The 16,299-nt window shown below is 71.2% G+C and carries 15 protein-coding genes; 5 read left to right on the plus strand and 10 right to left on the minus strand.

Features of this window, described 5'->3' with window-relative positions:
* Positions 1-74: 74 nt before the first annotated feature.
* The 4 genes from ACWCHM_RS29060 to ACWCHM_RS29075 all read right to left on the minus strand — a co-directional run bounded on the left by ACWCHM_RS29060 (position 75) and on the right by ACWCHM_RS29075 (position 4,414).
* Positions 75-1,052 carry a GDP-mannose 4,6-dehydratase gene (locus tag ACWCHM_RS29060; protein WP_204958298.1) on the minus strand — a complete coding sequence of 326 codons (978 nt, stop codon included), beginning with the start codon at positions 1,050-1,052 and terminating at the stop codon, positions 75-77.
* Positions 1,053-1,213: 161 nt separating this feature from the next.
* The gene (locus ACWCHM_RS29065) at positions 1,214-2,887 is read right to left on the minus strand and encodes a solute symporter family protein (RefSeq protein WP_204958297.1); all 1,674 of its coding nucleotides are present in this window, start codon (positions 2,885-2,887) and stop codon (positions 1,214-1,216) included.
* Positions 2,865-3,236 (minus strand): DUF485 domain-containing protein, encoded by a 372-nt coding sequence (locus ACWCHM_RS29070; protein WP_281901746.1) that lies wholly within the window; start codon positions 3,234-3,236, stop codon positions 2,865-2,867. The genes ACWCHM_RS29065 and ACWCHM_RS29070 overlap by 23 nt, the downstream gene beginning before the upstream one ends.
* 293 nt (positions 3,237-3,529) lie before the next feature.
* A complete protein-coding gene (locus ACWCHM_RS29075; protein ID WP_454223203.1) occupies positions 3,530-4,414 on the minus strand; it encodes a flavin reductase family protein in 885 nt (294 codons plus the stop codon).
* Between the two features lie 435 nt (positions 4,415-4,849).
* Here ACWCHM_RS29075 and ACWCHM_RS29080 point away from each other — a divergent pair, with 435 nt between their 5' ends.
* The 3 genes from ACWCHM_RS29080 to ACWCHM_RS29090 are packed head-to-tail and all read left to right on the plus strand — an operon-like array spanning position 4,850 to position 6,308.
* Positions 4,850-5,635 (plus strand): helix-turn-helix domain-containing protein, encoded by a 786-nt coding sequence (locus ACWCHM_RS29080; protein WP_454220578.1) that lies wholly within the window; start codon positions 4,850-4,852, stop codon positions 5,633-5,635.
* Positions 5,632-5,847, plus strand: a complete 216-nt coding sequence (locus ACWCHM_RS29085; RefSeq protein ID WP_454220579.1) for a DUF397 domain-containing protein — start codon at positions 5,632-5,634, stop codon at positions 5,845-5,847. Before ACWCHM_RS29080 ends, ACWCHM_RS29085 begins: the two co-directional genes overlap by 4 nt.
* A complete protein-coding gene (locus ACWCHM_RS29090) occupies positions 5,838-6,308 on the plus strand; it encodes a nuclear transport factor 2 family protein (protein ID WP_454220580.1) in 471 nt (156 codons plus the stop codon). Before ACWCHM_RS29085 ends, ACWCHM_RS29090 begins: the two co-directional genes overlap by 10 nt.
* On the opposite strand, the gene ACWCHM_RS29095 is transcribed toward ACWCHM_RS29090, so the two are convergent.
* From ACWCHM_RS29095 to ACWCHM_RS29115, 5 genes are all read right to left on the minus strand, one after another.
* Positions 6,235-6,825 carry an SRPBCC family protein gene (locus ACWCHM_RS29095; protein ID WP_239485258.1) on the minus strand — a complete coding sequence of 197 codons (591 nt, stop codon included), beginning with the start codon at positions 6,823-6,825 and terminating at the stop codon, positions 6,235-6,237. The two genes, ACWCHM_RS29090 and ACWCHM_RS29095, sit on opposite strands and share 74 nt — an antisense overlap.
* Positions 6,825-8,513, minus strand: a complete 1,689-nt coding sequence (locus ACWCHM_RS29100; protein ID WP_281901758.1) for an ABC transporter permease — start codon at positions 8,511-8,513, stop codon at positions 6,825-6,827. Before ACWCHM_RS29100 ends, ACWCHM_RS29095 begins: the two co-directional genes overlap by 1 nt.
* Entirely contained in the window at positions 8,498-9,262 is a 765-nt protein-coding gene (locus tag ACWCHM_RS29105) for an ABC transporter ATP-binding protein (protein ID WP_281901760.1), read from the minus strand. The genes ACWCHM_RS29100 and ACWCHM_RS29105 overlap by 16 nt, the downstream gene beginning before the upstream one ends.
* A 124-nt stretch (positions 9,263-9,386) precedes the next feature.
* Positions 9,387-11,027, minus strand: a complete 1,641-nt coding sequence (locus ACWCHM_RS29110) for a sodium/solute symporter (RefSeq protein WP_204958290.1) — start codon at positions 11,025-11,027, stop codon at positions 9,387-9,389.
* 1 nt (position 11,028) lies between these two features.
* Positions 11,029-11,424 (minus strand): hypothetical protein, encoded by a 396-nt coding sequence (locus tag ACWCHM_RS29115; RefSeq protein ID WP_204958915.1) that lies wholly within the window; start codon positions 11,422-11,424, stop codon positions 11,029-11,031.
* Positions 11,425-11,700: 276 nt separating this feature from the next.
* On the opposite strand from ACWCHM_RS29115, the gene ACWCHM_RS29120 reads away from it, so the two are divergent.
* Together ACWCHM_RS29120 and ACWCHM_RS29125 are read left to right on the plus strand one after the other, a co-directional pair.
* Positions 11,701-13,086: a hypothetical protein gene (locus tag ACWCHM_RS29120; protein WP_421489790.1), complete on the plus strand. Its 1,386-nt coding sequence runs from the start codon at positions 11,701-11,703 to the stop codon at positions 13,084-13,086.
* A gap of 205 nt (positions 13,087-13,291) precedes the next feature.
* Positions 13,292-15,373, plus strand: a complete 2,082-nt coding sequence (locus ACWCHM_RS29125) for a choice-of-anchor D domain-containing protein (RefSeq protein ID WP_454220581.1) — start codon at positions 13,292-13,294, stop codon at positions 15,371-15,373.
* Positions 15,374-15,533: 160 nt separating this feature from the next.
* Here the strand turns inward: ACWCHM_RS29125 and ACWCHM_RS29130 are convergent, their stop codons facing one another.
* Positions 15,534-16,295, minus strand: coding sequence for a LytR/AlgR family response regulator transcription factor (locus ACWCHM_RS29130; protein WP_281903321.1), 762 nt, complete (start codon positions 16,293-16,295; stop codon positions 15,534-15,536).
* Positions 16,296-16,299 lie beyond the last annotated feature (4 nt).

Consider the following 16,299-nt stretch of genomic DNA (forward strand, 5'->3'; position numbering starts at 1 on the left):
TTTCAGCGTACGTAGGCAGGTCGAGCGTTCGCCGAATGTGAAGCCCGTCGACAGCCCCGCGTGGCGCGGGGGAGCTACCCTAGCCGGTCGCGGAAATGGTCGATGGTGCGTCGCAGGCCCTCTTCGGGCGAGACCTCCGGCTGATATCCGAGCAGGTCCCGGGCGAGGGTCAGGTCGGGACGGCGCATCTCCGGATCGTCCGCGCTTCGAGTGACGTAGGTCACCTGTGACGTGCTGCCGGAGAGTGACACGATCATCTCAGCGAGTTGCCGCATGGTGAGTTCGTGTTCGGTGCCGCAGTTGATCGGGCCGGTCTGCGTCGAGTCGAGCAGCAGCAGGATGCCGCGCACCAGATCGTCGACGAAACAGATCGAGCGGGTCTGCTCGCCCGTGCCGTGCACCGTGATCGGCTCGCCCCGCAACGCCTGGGAGATGAAGGTGGGGATCGCCCGGCCGTCGTCCGGACGCATCCGCGGGCCGTACGTGTTGAAGATCCGCACGATCGCCGCGTCCAGCCCCCGGCTGCGGTGGTAGCCCATGGTGGCCGCCTCGGAGAAGCGCTTCGCCTCGTCGTAGACGCTGCGCACCCCGATCGGGTTGACGTTGCCCCAGTACGTCTCCCGCTGCGGGTGTTCCTTCGGGTCCCCGTACGCCTCGGAGGTGGAGGCCATCAGGAACCGGGCGTCGTCGGCGACCGCGCGGTCGAGCAGGTGCAGGGTGCCCACCGAACCGACCCGGAGGATCTCCACCGGCAGCTTCGCGAAGTCGGTCGGGCTGGCCGGGGACGCCATGTGCAGGATCGCGTCGAACCGCTGCGCCAGGGCCGGGTGGTGGGTGGGCAGCCCGTCGGAGATGTCCGCCTCGACCAGGGTGAACCGGGGCTGCTCGGCCAGGTGCGCGACATTGTCCTTGGAGCCGGTGACGAAGTTGTCCAGCGCGACCACCGTGCACCCGCGTGCGATCAGGGCGTCCACCAGGTGCGACGGCACGAACCCGGCACCGCCGGAGACCAGGACGCGGTGACCGTTTCCGAACCGCTGGGCAACCTTCATGGCGGCCAGCCTACTTCTCCCCACCGCCCGGGGCCCGGTCGACCCGAGGCCACGGCGCGCCCGTAGCCTGCCCGTCCCCGCCCGGTGGGTGTCGCGTGCGGGGTGACCGACGGGTGGGCCCCCGACGCGACCGCTCGCGTCGGGGGCCCGGTGCCGGTCGTTCAGTGCGCGCCCGCGCCGGTGAGGGCACGCACCTCCAACTCGGCGTACTTGTCCTCGTCGTGCTCCTTGGAGATCACCGTGCCGATCCAGCCGCAGAGGAACCCGAACGGGATGGACAGCAGACCCGGGTTCGACAGCGGGAACCACTGCCAGTCGTGGTCCGGGAACATCGAGGTGGGTGCGCCGGAGACGACAGGCGAGAAGAACACCAGGAACACTGCGGAGACCAGGCCGCCGTAGATGGCCCAGACCGCGCCCGAGGTGTTGAACCGCTTCCAGAACAGGCTGTAGAGGATCGCCGGCAGGTTGCCCGAGGCGGCCACCGCGAACGCCAACGCCACCAGGAAGGCCACGTTGAGGCTCTGCGCGTAGATCGACAGGGCGATCGAGACCGCGCCGATGACCAGGGCCGAGATCCGGGCCACCCGGACCTCCTGACGTTCGGAGGTCTGCCCCTTCTTGATCACGTTGGCGTAGAAGTCGTGCGCCAGGCTGGACGACGAGGCCAGGGTCAGGCCGGCGACCACCGCCAGGATGGTGGCGAACGCGACCGCCGCGATGATCGCCAACAGGGTCGCCCCGCCCAGGTCGCCGCCGAGGAAGGACCTGCCCAACTCCTCGGCGAGCTGCGGCGCGGCGGTGTTGCCGGCCTTGTCCTGCGCGACGATCTCCTTGCCGCCGACCAGCGCCGCCGCACCGAAGCCCAGGGCCAGCGTCAACAGGTAGAAGGTGCCGATGATGCCGATCGCCCAGAGCACGCTCTTGCGGGCCGCCTTGGCGGTCGGCACCGTGTAGAAGCGGATCAGGATGTGCGGCAGGCCGGCGGTGCCGAGCACCAGGGCGATGCCCAGCGACAGCAGGTCCATCTTGTTGTAGAAGGTCTGGGTCGAGTTGCCGGCAACCTCGACGCCGTAGCGAAGCCCGGGTTCGAGGAACGCGCTGCCCTTGCCCGACGTCGCGGCGGCGTCACCGAGCAGCGCCGACAGGTTGAAGTTGTACTTCGCCAGCACCAGCACGGTCATCACCAGCGCGCCGGTCATCAGCAGGAACGCCTTGACGATCTGGACGTACGTGGTGCCCTTCATGCCACCCACGGTCACGTAGATGATCATCAGGGCGCCGACCATGATGATGGTGGCGACCTTGGCGGTGTCGGCGTCCATGCCCAGGAAGGTCGTGCCCGGCTTGATCCCCAGCAGCAGCGCGACCAGGGCGCCCGCGCCGACCATCTGGGCCAGCAGGTAGAAGATCGACACGGTGATGGTGGAGACCGCCGCGGCGGTACGCACCGGCCGCTGGCGCATCCGGAACGCCAGCACGTCGGCCATCGTGTACCGGCCCGAGTTGCGCAGCAGCTCCGCGACCAGCAGCAACGCCACCAGCCAGGCGACCAGGAAGCCGATCGAGTAGAGGAAACCGTCGTAGCCGTACAGGGCGATGATGCCGGCGATGCCGAGGAACGACGCGGCCGACATGTAGTCGCCGCCGATCGCCATGCCGTTCTGGAAACCGGAGAAGGACCGGCCGCCGGCATAGAAGTCGGTGGCCGTCTTGGTCTGCCGGCTGGCCCAGATCGTGATCGCCAGGGTCACCGCCACGAACACCAGGAACAGGGTGATGGTCAGGTTGCGGGCGGTGCCGCCACCCGCCTCAACCGCGAGGACCGGATTCATGGGTCACCTCCCCGATCTCGGCGCGGATGCGGTCGGCGGTCGGATCGAGCTTGCGGTCGGCGTACCGCGAGTAGAGCCAGGCGATCAGGAACGTCGAGACGAACTGGAGCAGACCGAAGATCAACGCCACGTTGATGTTGCTGCCGAACAGCTTCGTGCCCATGAAGTCCCGCGCGTAGGCGGAGAGGATCACGTAGAGCGCGTACCACAGGAAGAACGCGACGGTCATCGGGAAGACGAAGCTGCGCAGCGCGCGGCGCAACCCGACGAACTCGTCCGACCGTTGTACGGCCAGATAACGCTCCGCCGTCGAGTCGGCCGGGGCGGGCGTGGGTGTGTCCGTGGACATCTGTGGATCACCACCTTCACAGGCATCGGGAGTTTCGCGCACCGTAGAGAGCGGCCTGCCTGCGAGAAAAGGTGCAGATCGATCCCGGCAGTCCCCTGCGCCGAACGGTCCCCCACCTGCGCCCAGTGACCTACGTCACCCCGCTCACCGGCCCGCTCCGGCCCGCTCCCGCCCCGCCCGCCCTGGCCGGCCGTGATCCACTCCCGGGGGTCGATGCAGCGGTATCCGGCCGCCCGTGACACCGCTGTGTCGGCGACATGGCGACGCCACCCCCTCCACCCGGGCGGCTCGGGTCAGGGAAGCTGGTGGTACCGGCCCCGATGGTGCAGGAGGGGCGGGGTGTCGGTGACGATCTCGACCGTCTCGATGGTCGCCTCGACGAGGAGGGCCCAGCCGTACTCCCGGGCGGTGTCCAGGCGGCAGCCGGCCCAGCTCCCGGCGTCGGCGGGCACCGGCCCGTAGGGCGTGTCGGTCCACGCGTCGGTGGCGAACAGCCCACCCGGCGAGGGGAAGAGCCCGGCGAACCGGTCGGCGAGCTGCCGGTGGGACGGCCCGAGCGGGGCCACCGCGAACCGGCCGGCCTCCTCGATCGCCGGCCACAGGTCGGCCTCGGGGTCGACCAGGCCGAGCAGCCGGTCCGGCTCACCCTCGGCGACCAGGGTGGACGACACGGTCAGCCCGGCCGGGCCGGGAGCGGTCCAGAGCGTCACCGGCGCGGCGAGCCGTCCCCGCAGCCGACGGGCCGGCGAGCGTTGCCCGGTCGGCACCGCGAACGGGTCGGTGTGGTGGATCTCGGCACCGGGGTTTGGATTCACGTGAAACATTGTGGCCCCCGCCCCGTCCCGCGTTGCCCGGTCGGGGCGAGCGACGGCCGCGTCTTCATGATCGTCTACGCCCGGGTGATCACGACACGCCGGTTCGGTGCCGCTCAGCCGTAGACGATCATCGGAGCTCCCCGCCGAGCGGGCGCGTGCCCAGCCGAGGAAGCGTTCGTGCAGGTCGGCCGGCTGGGCGTGGCCGTTGAGCTGGCCGAGGTGGTCGCCGGCCTCCACCATCAGCGCACCCAGGTAGAACAGCAGGGCGGTCCGCTGGCCCCGGTACTCGACCAGCAACGTGAGCCGGGCCGGCTGGCAGGGCCAGGGCGCGCCACAGGCCCGGCAGCGCCACAACGGTCGCATCGCCACGTGCGGCACGAACCTTCTCACCACCTGCTCCACCCCCCACCGTGCCGACATCCCGGGTACGCCAGGAAGGATCTCGGAGAGTTCCGGCCTCCCTGCGGGCCGTTCTCCGCCAAGATCCGGGCCACCTCGGGCGGGGAGTGTGAGTGCCGGTGGCCGGTGCGGTGCCGCGAGCGGTAAGCGGTGCCGAACGGGGTCGATGATCTCGCCCGGGTGGGCCGGCGACGCGGATGCGGCACTGAAGCCTCCTTCGCGGGGTGGGGGTCGCCCCGGCCGGAGTTGACCGGGGCGACCCGCGCAGGACCGGTCGCCGGGACGCTCCCTCCACCGACCGGGCCGCGTGCCCTCCACCCTGGACTCGGCAGCCGGGGCAGGGGAGGATGCCAGCGGTTACTACGGAGCGCGTTCGCGTACTTACCAGATGGGTGAGTGATGGACTTCGAGATGTGGGTCCGGGCGTTGAAGGCGGCCAGGGCCGGTGCCGGAGTGTCCCAGGAGGGCCTGGCCGGCCTGGTCAAGTGGAGCCCGTCGTTGATCGCCGCGATCGAGACCGGTCGCCGCCGGCCGACAATGGAGTTCGCCGTCGCGGCCGACGAAGCCCTCGGCACCGGCGGCCTCCTCGCCGGCCTCCTCACCGACCACGAGGGGGAGCGGGCACCGTCATGGTTTCTGCCCTGGCAGAGTTACGAGGTCCAAGCGGTCCGGCTGCGTAACTTCGAGCCGTGTCTGGTACCCGGGCTGCTCCAGACCGAGGACTACGCCCGAGCCGTCTTCTCGGCCGGCGGGCTCCAGCGGGACGAGCGGGTGGAGGAACTGCTCGCGCTCCGGATGAGCCGACAGGCGGTACTGGGCCAGGACGACCCACCCGAGTGTGTCTTCGTCATCGACGAGAGCGCACTGCGGCGGTCGATCGGTGGGCCGGCGGTGATGGATCGGCAGTTGGGACGGCTGCTGGAGGCTGCTGAGCTGCCCCATGTGCGGCTCCATGTGCTGCCGCTCGATGCCGGCGCACACGTCTCGCTGGGCGGCGGGTTCGTGCTGGCAGAACTGCCTGGGAGCGAGCAGGTCCTGTGTCTGGACAACACCGCCCGGGGGCAGATCGCGGACCATCCGGAATGGATTCGACTGATGCTGCGCAAGTGGGAGAGTCTGTTGGGTGAGGCGCTGGCCGAGCGGGCCTCGCTCGATCTGGTCAACAAGCTGAAGGTGACCCCATGACCTCTGACGAGCCATGCTGGCGGACCTCGTCGCGTTCCGACGACTCCGGTAACTGTGTCGAGGTGGCGGACAATCTGCCCGGGGTGGTGCTGGTCCGGGACAGCAAGGACCGCTGTGGCCCGACGCTCCACTTCACCCCCGACACCTGGCGTTCGTTCGTCACCTCGGCGGGAACCGCCGCCGGGCTGAAGGGACGACGGGCGTGCCGCTGAGCGCCGATGACCGGCTGGCGATCCACGAACTCGTCGCGCTGCACGGCCACCTGATGGACGACGGGGCGTTCGACCGGTTGTCCGAGCTGTTCACCGACGACTTCGCCTACGACGTGACCGCCTACGGGTTCGGCGTCCTGCGGGGGTACGCGGCGTTCGCCGAGGCGGCGCGGGCCCTGGGCGACGGCAACCCGCTCGGCCACCACGTGACCAACGTCGTGGTCAGCGAGGACGCCGACGGCACCGTCCGGGTCCGTTCGAAGGGGCTCGGCGTGCCGGTCGACGGCCCGGTGGGCACCGTGGTCTACGAGGACGTGGTCCGTCGGGTCGAGGTACAGCCCCCGGCAGGGACGGACGGTGCGCGGCGGCCGGCGACGGGCTGGCGGATCAGCTACCGGAGGGTGGTCCCGCGTCGTCGACCGCTGCATCCCGAGGGGCGGGGTCAGCACCCCGAGGGGTGAGGTCCGTCGCCCGGGGCGTGCCGTCCGTCTCGACGGACAGGGTGGCGCGGGCGGCGGCCAGCACCTGCGGGTCGGCGCAGCCGGCCGCGTAGCCGGCGATCCGGCGACGGATGTCCCGGGTGAGCAGCCAGACGCCGATCCGGTCGGCGACCGGCCGCAGGAAGGCCGGCCGGCAGCGGAAGCTGTACCGCCAGGTGGCGACCGTGTGCCCCGGCTCGGGTGCCGGGGCGAACCGCCAGCCACCGGCGAACATCTCGAAGAACCACGGGCCGCGCACCATCTTCATCCCCACGTTCGTCGGTGGGGCGAAGGAGACGTACTCGCTGACCATCGTCAGGCCGTGCCGGGACCGGGTGAAGGTACGCACCCCCTTGCCGGGGCGGGTGGCCCCGTCGACGAAGTGCTGCTCGCGGACGAACGGGTCCCACCGGTAGCGCACCGGCGCGACGGTCTGCGACACCGCGAACGCCACCTCCGGCGGGACCGCGACGGTGGTGACCGCCTCGACGACGGGCATCAGCGGCGGGGGGTGACGGTCGACAGCAGCTCCGGCATCCGGCGGTCCAGCACGTCCCCGGCCAGGTACGCCCCGAGCAGCGCCGCCCCCACCCCGTACGCCGCGCCGACCGGCAGGGCCAGCCAGAGCCAGACGTCGCCGAGCAGCCCGGCGGCCACCACCATCGGTACGGCGGCAGCCGCCGAGCCGACCATGGACAGCAGGGTGAGCATGCTCTTGGCGACCCCGGAACCGCCGTTCATCGCGAACGGGTTGCTCGTCTCCGGCAGCGAGTACGCCCCGAGCACCGAGATGAACCCGTTGATCGCCAACCCCACCCCGTACGCGGCGAGCAGCGCGCCCGCCGCCACCCCGAACCATTCCGGCCGGCCGAGCACCCCGCTGATGACCAGGGAGACGACGCCGAGCATCGGCAGCACGTACACGGAGAAGGCGGTCATCCGGGCGCGTAGCTCCAGCCGACCCGGCACCCCGGCCACGACGTTGGCCGCGTAGGCGCTGCCGTCGAAGCCGAACTGGTTGGCCAGGGTCACCGAGGCGAGCACGCCGACGAAGAGCATCGAGATGCTGAGCAGCACCGGCGACGGGTCCCCGGTGGCCTCGAAACCCTCCTCGCCGACGGCGAACCCGGCGCCACCGAGGTTGACCATCACCGGGACGAAGATCCCGACCACCGCGATGGTGATCAGGTTGGCCCGTCGTCGGGCGTCCCGCCACCAGTAGCGGCACTCGCGGGCCACCAACGCGCCGAACCGGTCCCGGCGGGCCCAGCCGACCGCCCGGGGGAAGAGTTGGGCGACCGCGCCGCCGGTCGGTGCCTGGCGGGCCTTGGCCGGGGCGGCGCTCGCCGCGCCGACCATCGCCGACTCCAGCGACCGGGACCACCAGAGCAGCAGCACCCCGATGGTCACCGCGGTGATCAGCAGCTTGACCGGTACCGCCCAGGCCCGGCCCTCGGCCACGTCCAGGCCGATCGTCCAGGGCGCGCCGAACGGGGTCCAGCCGACGATCCGGGCCACCCCGACCAGCCGGTCCCAGTCGGCGGTGCGGACTGCGGCCAGCACCACGAGCTGCAACGGGCCGAGCAGTGCGGCGACCACGGCGAGTAGCACGGCGGCCAGGTCGCGCACCCGGCGGGACCGCAGCATGGTGGCGAACGCGCTGGTCACCGCGCGGCTGGCGGCGACGCAGAGCAGCACCCCGGCGACCACACCGACGGCGGCGACGACCCCGGCGACCGGGCCGCCGAGCAGCCCGGCGCTGACCACCAGCCCGGTGACCGCGACCAGCACCGCGAACACCGGGACGCTGACCAGGGCCGCCGCGAACAGCCCGGTGACCAGGGTGCGGCGGGACAGCGGCAGCAGGGCGAACCGGGCCGGGTCGAGGGTCTCGTCGACACCGAAGAAGACGAGCGGCAGCAGCAGCCAGCCGAGCACCAGCACCCCGCCGCCGAACGCCGCCGCCATCACCGCGTACCGGGGTTCGTCGGCGAAGCCGGGCGCGGCGAACATCAGGAAGCCGCCGGCCGCAAACCAGAGCCCGACCAGCACGCCGGTCACGAACAGGGCGATCCGCCAGCCCTGGCCCCGGAAGTTGTTGCCCATCACCCGCAGCTTGAGCCGGACGAAGTGGCGCGGGGAGACCGGGCGGACCCGCTCGGCGGGTGTGCTCACCGGGACAGCCACGCCAGCTCCTCACCGGTCGCCGTCCGGCCGCCGACGACCTCGACGAAGACGTCCTCCAGGGACCGGTCGCCGCGTACCTCGGCGAGGGTGCCGACCCGCTTGATGGTGCCCTCGGCGAGGATCGCCACGTGCGAGCAGAGCCGCTCGACGACCTCCATCACGTGGCTGGAGAAGACGACGGTCCCGCCGCCGACCACGTACCGGTGCAGAATGTCGCGGATCAGCGCCGCCGACACCGGGTCGACCGCCTCGAACGGCTCGTCGAGCACCAGCAGCCGGGGGCCGTGCAGCAACGCACAGGCCAGGCCGATCTTCTTCTTCATACCGGCGGAGTAGTCGACCACCAGGGTCCGGCCGGCGTCGGTGAGGGCCAGCACGTCGAGCAGCTCCGCCGCCCGCTGGTCGACCACCGCCGGGTCCATGCCGCGCAGCAGACCGTGGTACGCCAGCAGCTCCGCGCCGCTGAGCCGGTCGAACAGCCGCACCCCGTCGGGCATGACGCCGAGCAGCCGTTTCGCCCCGACCGGGTCGCCCCAGACGTCGTGCCCGAGCACCCACGCGTTGCCGTGGTCGGGCCGCAGCAGCCCGACGGCCATCGACAGCGTGGTGGTCTTGCCGGCGCCGTTGGGGCCGAGCAGGCCGTAGAACGAGCCGGCGGGGACGGCCAGGTCCACCCCGGCGACCGCCACCTTGCCGTCGAACTGCTTGGCGAGACCACGAAGTGCCAGCGCAGGGTGTTCACCAGTCATGCTCCGACCGTATCCGGACCGGGCGAGGAGCCGCTCCCGCCAGGGGACGATCCCGGCTCATCCCGCAGGCGGACGACCGCGCAGGGTGGCTCCGGGGAAGACGAGGGCCGATCGGGACGAACGGTCAGGAACGGAGCGACTCGGGGGCGTGTAGGCGGAGCATGGTGACCCCGACGTCGACCGGGGTGCGGCGGCGGGTCGCCATCGACACGGCGATCATCACGGTGAAGGCGAGCGGCACCGTCCACGCGGCCGGTTGGGTGGTGAGGGTGGCCGGCCATCCGGTCAGCGGCGGCCCGAGCACGGTGACCAGCACCGCGCCGATCGCCGCGCCCCCGCCGACCAGCACCCCGGCCGCCGCGCCGAGGTCGGTCAGCCCGCGCCACCAGATGCCGAGCACCAGCAGCGGGCAGAAGCTGGACGCGGCGACCGCGAAGGCCAGCCCGACCACCTGGGAGACGTCCAGCCCGGAGACGTTGAGCGCGAGCACCGCCGGCACCCCGCCGGCGATCACCGTGGCCAGCCGGAAGCCGCGTACCGAGCCGTGCCCCAGGACATCGGTGGAGATCACCCCGGCGACGCTGGTGAGCAGCCCGGACGAGGTGGACAGGAAGGCGGCGAACGCCCCGGCGGCGACCAGGGCGGAAAGCAGCCGCCCGGTGACGCCGTCGCCGAGCGCCGCTTCGGGCAGCAGCACCACCACCGCGTCGGTCTGCCCGCTGACCAGCAGTTGCGGGGTGTAGATCCGGCCGAGCACGCCGTACAGCGTGGGCAGCAGATAGAAGACGCCGACCATGGCCAGCACCACCAGGGTGGTCCGCCGGGCCGACGCGCCGTCGGGGTTGGTGTAGAAGCGCACCAGTACGTGCGGTAGTCCCATGGTGCCGAGGAAGGTCGCCAGGATCAGCGAGTAGGTGGCGAACAGACCCCGGTCGTCGTCCCCGGCGGCGCTGGGCAGCAGCCAGTCGGTGGCCCCGTTGGCGACCCCGGACACCTCGGGCACCGGGTCCCCGGCGGCGAAGCTCAGCTCGTCGCCAGGGCGTACCTCACGGATGGTGCCGTCGGGGAAGGTGAGGGCCGCGCGGTGCTCGACCACGACGGTGGTGGCGGTGCGGAACGCCGGTCCGTCGGGCGGGGTCACCGCCGGGCGGGCGTCGGCCTGCCACTGCAGGGCCAGGAAGATCGCGGGTACGGCGAGCGCCGTCAACTTCAGCCAGTATTGAAAAGCCTGCACGAAGGTGATCGCCCGCATCCCGCCCAACGCCACGTTGGCGGTGACCACCGCCGCGACCAGCAACGCCCCCACCGGGTACGGCGAGCCGGCGACCGTGGCCAGGGTCAGTCCGGCGCCCTGCAACTGCGGCACCAGGTAGAGCCAGCCGATGAAGATGACGAAGACGGTGGCCAGGGTACGCAGCCGGCGGGAACCGAGCCGCAGCTCGCAGAAGTCGGGCAGGGTGAACGCCCCGGACCGGCGCAGCGGCGCGGCGACGAACAGCAGGAGCGCCAGGTAGCCGGCGGCGAAACCGACCGGGTACCAGAGCACGTCGACGCCGTACTTGAGGATGAGTCCGGCGATGCCGAGGAAACTCGCCGCCGACAGGTACTCCCCGCCGATCGCGGCGGCGTTCCAGGTCGGACTGACCGTCCGGGACGCCACCAGGAAGTCGGAGGTGGTGCGGGCCAGGCGCAGTCCGTAGAAGCCGATGCCGACGGTGATCAGGGTGACCGCGACGATCGCCGGTACGACGTACCCGTTGCCCATCTCAGCGTTCCGGTCGTTGGACGAGGTCGACGAAGTCCTGTTCGTTGCGTTCGGCGAGCCACACGTACGCCCAGCCGACGACGATGAGGAAGGGGAACGAGACCACCCCGAGCAGCAGCCAGGGCAGGTTGACGCCGAGCACGGTGACCCGGCCGACCGGGGGCGCGATGGCGAACAGCCAGGGCAGCCCGCCCAACCCGACCAGCACCAGCAGGCTCAGCCGCAGGGCGAGGGTGAGCTGTGCCCGGACCAGGCCCCGGACCAGCGCCTCACCGACCCGGGTCTGCTGGGTCAGCTCGGTGCGGGTGTGGGCGGCCCGGGTGTCCCGGCGGGAGACACCGGCCAGCACGATCCGTACCCGCCCGGTCGACCGGGGGGCCGGCGGCCCCGGGTCCACCGGTGGCGGTTCGGGGTCGTGGTCGGCGGTCACCCGGGCAGTCTCGTCGGCCCCACCCGAATGTCAAGTGTCGTCCACCGGGGGTGTGGACAACCTGTGGACAAGGCGGACCGGCCTGTGGACGACGGTGGGCGACCCGGCGACCACCGTAGCGTTAAGTCTGATTCGTCCTCACCGGAACGTCACCAGGAGATCATCTGTAACGGCCTTGCCGGCATTGACCCAGGCCCCTACGCTGGGGCAGCCAATCCCTTTCTCATCGAACACGGGGTCTCTATGCGCAAAATTCGCACTCTCCTCGGCGTCGGTCTCGCCGGAGCATGTGCACTCGCCGTGGTGCCGGGTACGGCCTCCGCGGCTCCCGTCTCCGCGCCGCTGCAGAAGGCGGCGGCCCTCGACGACGTGACCGGCGCCTACTACCCGGTCTCCCCGGCCCGGCTGCTGGACACCCGCGACGGCACCGGCGCCCCGGTCGGCAAGATCGGCGCCGGCAAGAAGGTCGACCTCCAGGTCGCCGGCCGTGGTGGCGTACCGGCCAGCGGCGTCGGCGCGGTCGTGCTGAACGTGACCGTCACCGGTCCCAGCGCCGCCAGCTTCCTCACCGCCTACCCGACGGGCGAGTCCCGCCCCACCGCCTCCTCGGTGAACTTCGCCAAGGGCTGGCTGGGCTCCAACAACGTCACCGTGAAGCTCGGCTCCGGTGGCAAGGTCTCGGTCTACAACAACAGCGGCTCGACCGACGTGATCGTCGACGTGGTCGGCTTCTACGCGGGCGACAACAGCCTCACCAACCGCGCCGGCGGCCAGTACGAGTGGTACCTGCCGGAGCGCATGTGGGACAGCCGGGAGGACCCGGAGGGCAAGCCCCCGGCCGGTCAGGTGCTGGAATACTCGCTCAACTTCGGCCCCGACTACAACCCGCACGTCAAGTCGTTCGTCTTCAACGTCACCGCGGTGTCGCCGGCCAAGTCCGGCTTCCTCACCGCGTGGTCCGGCAGTGGCGCCCGCCCGGCCGCCTCGACGGTGAACTACCTCGCCGGCAAGAACGTGCCGAACCTGACCTTCGTGCAGACCACCCCGTGCACCGGCACCGAGCAGTACAACTGGTGCACCGCTGGTGCGCCGAAGTTCAGCATCTACACCTCGCAGTCGGCGCACGTCCTGGTCGACCTGGTCGGCGTGGTCGACGACGGCGAGTCCTCGTACGGCATGCGGTTCGCCCCGCTGAGCCCGACCCGGATCGTGGACAGCCGCTCCAACCTGGGCATCTCCGGCGCCATCCCGGCCAACGGCACCCGCAAGGTGACCGCCCCGGAGGCGCTGGTCACGCCCGACACCGAGGTGCTGGCGATGAACGTCACCGCCGTCACCCCGACCAACAACACGGTCATCACCACCTGGCCGGCCGACTTCGACGGCATCGGCAAGCCCGCCACCAGCAACCTGAACCCGTACGCGGGCCAGGTCGTCTCCAACGGCGTGCTCGGTGTCATCGGCCCGAACTACGCGTTCAACGTCAACAACCTGTCCGGCAGCACGCACCTGGTCGCCGACGTGGTGGGCACGTTCTACTACCCGCCGGCGTCCACGGCCAAGTCGGCCACGTCGCTCAAGGGCGGCAAGGCCAAGCCGAGCGCGGTCCCGGCCGCGAACCGGCGCTGACCGACAGTCGCCACGACGGCTGACCATCGGCCGTCACCCGGAGCGCCCCGACCCACCCGGTCGGGGCGCTCCCGCGTTTTCCGGCGGTGAATGCTTCCATCGATATGGCCTTGCCGCTCGTGATCACCGCCCATAGTGTGTGGTCCACAATCACTCTTCCTTCTTCACGGGGTAATGCATGCGCATTTTTCGCGCCCTACTCGGCATGAGCATTGCCGGGACCTGTGTGCTGGCCGTACTGCCGGGGGTGGCGCTGGCCGCGCCCACCGCGCCGTACACGGTCCTCACCGTCGACGTCGGTGACCAGACCGGCGGCTATCCGATCTACCGCTCCGACGTCTTCGACCGTGACAACTCCACCGTCTCCGTGGTCCCACAGAGCAACGACCGGCTGGCCTTCGAGACCAACCGGGCCGGCTCCTACGTGCGGCTCACCATCCAGCCGCCGGCCGGCGAGCAGTGGACCGCCGGTCAGACCTACCAGGCGACCTGGCAGGGCGACGGCGGCACCGCCGCCATGGACCTGGCCTCGGACGGGCGCGGCTGCGGCCACGTCACCGGGTGGATCAAGGTCCGGCAGGTCGAGCGGGACGGCGACACCGGTCTGGTCGACGCCTTCGCCGCTGCCTACGAGTACAGCTGCCGGGACAGCCTCTACTACACCGGCACGGTCAGCGGCGAGCTGCGCTGGAACTCGTCGGTGGACTACGTGGTCGCGCACGGCGAGCCCAACCCGGTGAGCTTCAACTACCAGGAGCTGGCGGTGCCCAGCGCGGCCAGGACGGTGACCTTCCGGGCCGTCGGCAGCGCCCCGATCACCTTCGGGGCGGCCAGCCTCGGCGGCCCGACGCCCGAGGCGTTCGCGCTGCTCGGCTCGAACTGCACCGGCCGGACGTTGGCTCCGGGCCAGACCTGCACGGTCTCGGTCGCGGCCAACCCGACCAGGGAGGGGGTGCAGCAGGCGAGCCTGCTGCTCGCCGACGACAGCGCCTCCGGCACCCGCCGGGTGCAGTTGGCCGTGGAGGGCTTCCGGGGCGTCACCGGCAGCTACTACCCACTGGCACCGAAGCGGCTGATGGACACCCGGTCCGGGTTGGGCGCGGCCAAGGCCAAGATCGGCCCGGGTAAGAAGGTCGACCTCCAGGTCACCGGGCGGGGTGGGGTGCCGAGCAGCGGTGTCGGCTCCGTCGTGCTGAACGTGACTGTCGTCGGCCCGACGGCGGGGAGCTTCCTGACCCTCTACCCCGCCGGTCAGAGCCGTCCGACCGCCTCCTCGATCAACTTTGCGAAGTCGTGGCTCGGCTCGAACAGCGTCACCGTCAAGGTGGGCTCCGGCGGCAAGGTGTCGGTCTACAACCACGCCGGTTCCACGGACGTCGTGGTCGACGTGGCGGGCGTCTGGGCGGGGAACAACTCGCTCTCCAGCCGGGGGCAGGGCGGCCAGTACCAGTGGATCAAGCCGTACCGCCTCTACGACACCCGGGAGGAGGGCGGTCCCCTGAAGGCCGACTACATCATGTGGAGTTGGCTCAGCTTCGGTGACCTCAACACCCACGTCAAGGCGCTGGTCGTCAACATCACCGCCGTCTCGCCCCGCAAGGCCGGCTACCTGACGGCCTGGAACGGGCAGGGTGACGTGCCGAGCGCGTCCACGGTCAACTATCCGGCCGGCAAGGTGGTGCCGAACCTCGCCATCGTGGAGACGGTCGAGTGCACCGAGTGCGGCGGACGGCGGGCCCCGGAGTTCTCGATCTACACCTCGCAGACCACCCACCTGGTGGTCGACGTGGTGGGTGTGATCGACGACGGCACCGTCCCGGACGGCCTGCGGTTCACCCCGATGTCGCCGACCCGGATCGCGGACAGCCGGATCGGCCAGGGCCTGCCGAGCGTCCTCGGGCCGACCGCGGTCGGCAAGGTCACCGCACCGGCGAGCATGCTGACCCCCAGCACGCAGGTGCTCGCGATGAACGTCACCGCGGTCACCCCGACCAGCAACACCGTGCTCACGGTGTGGCCGGCCGACTCGGCGATGACCCGGCCCACGGCGAGCAACCTCAACCCGGCCGCCGGGCAGACCGTCTCCAACGCGGTGCTGGGCATCCTCGGTCCGACCCAGGGCTTCAACGTCTACAACCACTCGGGTAACACCCATGTGGTCGCCGACGTGGTCGGCACGCTCTGGGTCTACCCGGGTACGGCCGCACCACCCACGGGCCGGGCCACGTCCCCCGGCGGCAGGCTCAAGGTGATCGACTCCGGCGTGGGCGCCCCCTCCCCACGCTGACCGTCACCAACGACGAAGGGCGTCCCGGCCTCGGCCGGGGCGCCCTTCACCCTTCCCGCGCCAGGGGGCCGATGTTGCGGCATCCGGGCACCCGGTCACCGCAACATCGCCGACATTGCGACGATCATGACGGCCAGCGCGCCGGCAGCGCGCACCCGGCTCAGCGGTTCCAGTCCTGTTTGGCGGCGCGGACCAGCTTGTCCTTCAGCTCCCGGGTGTGCCGGCGACTCACCGGCAACTCGGCGGCGTCGATCAGCACCACGTACCCCGAGTTGACCAGGCGCAGCTCCGCGATCAGCCGCAACTGCACCAGGTACGACCGGTGGATGCGGACGAAACCCGCGTCCGCCCAGCGTTCGGCGAGGGTGGCCAGCGACACCCGCACCAGGTGCGACCCGTCGGCGGTGTGCAGCCGGGCGTAGTCGCCCTGCGCCTCGACCCAGCGCACCGCCGAGCGGGGCAGCATCCGGGTCGTCCCGGCCAGCTCCACCGGGATCGTCGGGTCCTCCTCGGCGCGGGCCAACGCCGCCGGGTGCGACGGCACCACCCGGGAGCCCATCACCCGGCGCAGCGACTCGGACAGCCGTTCGGCGCGTACCGGCTTGCGGACGTAGTCGGTGGCCCCCAGGTCGAACGCGTCGACCGCCCCGTCGTCGTACGCGGTGACGAAGACGATCGCGGGCGGCCTGGCGAACCGGCGCAGCACCCGGGCCAGTTCCATGCCGTCCAGGCCGGGCATCCGGATGTCGAGGAAGACCACGTCGACGTCGGTGTCCCGCAGCACCCGCAGCGCCTCGGTGGCGTCCCCGGCCGTGTGCAGCCGGGCCACCCGGGGATCGGCCCGCAGGTGGTACGCCAACTCATCGAGCGCCGGTGGCTCGTCGTCGACGGCCAGCACCCGCAGGAACCCGGAGGCGTTCACCGCG

This window comes from Micromonospora sp. SCSIO 07396, from assembly GCF_053667945.1.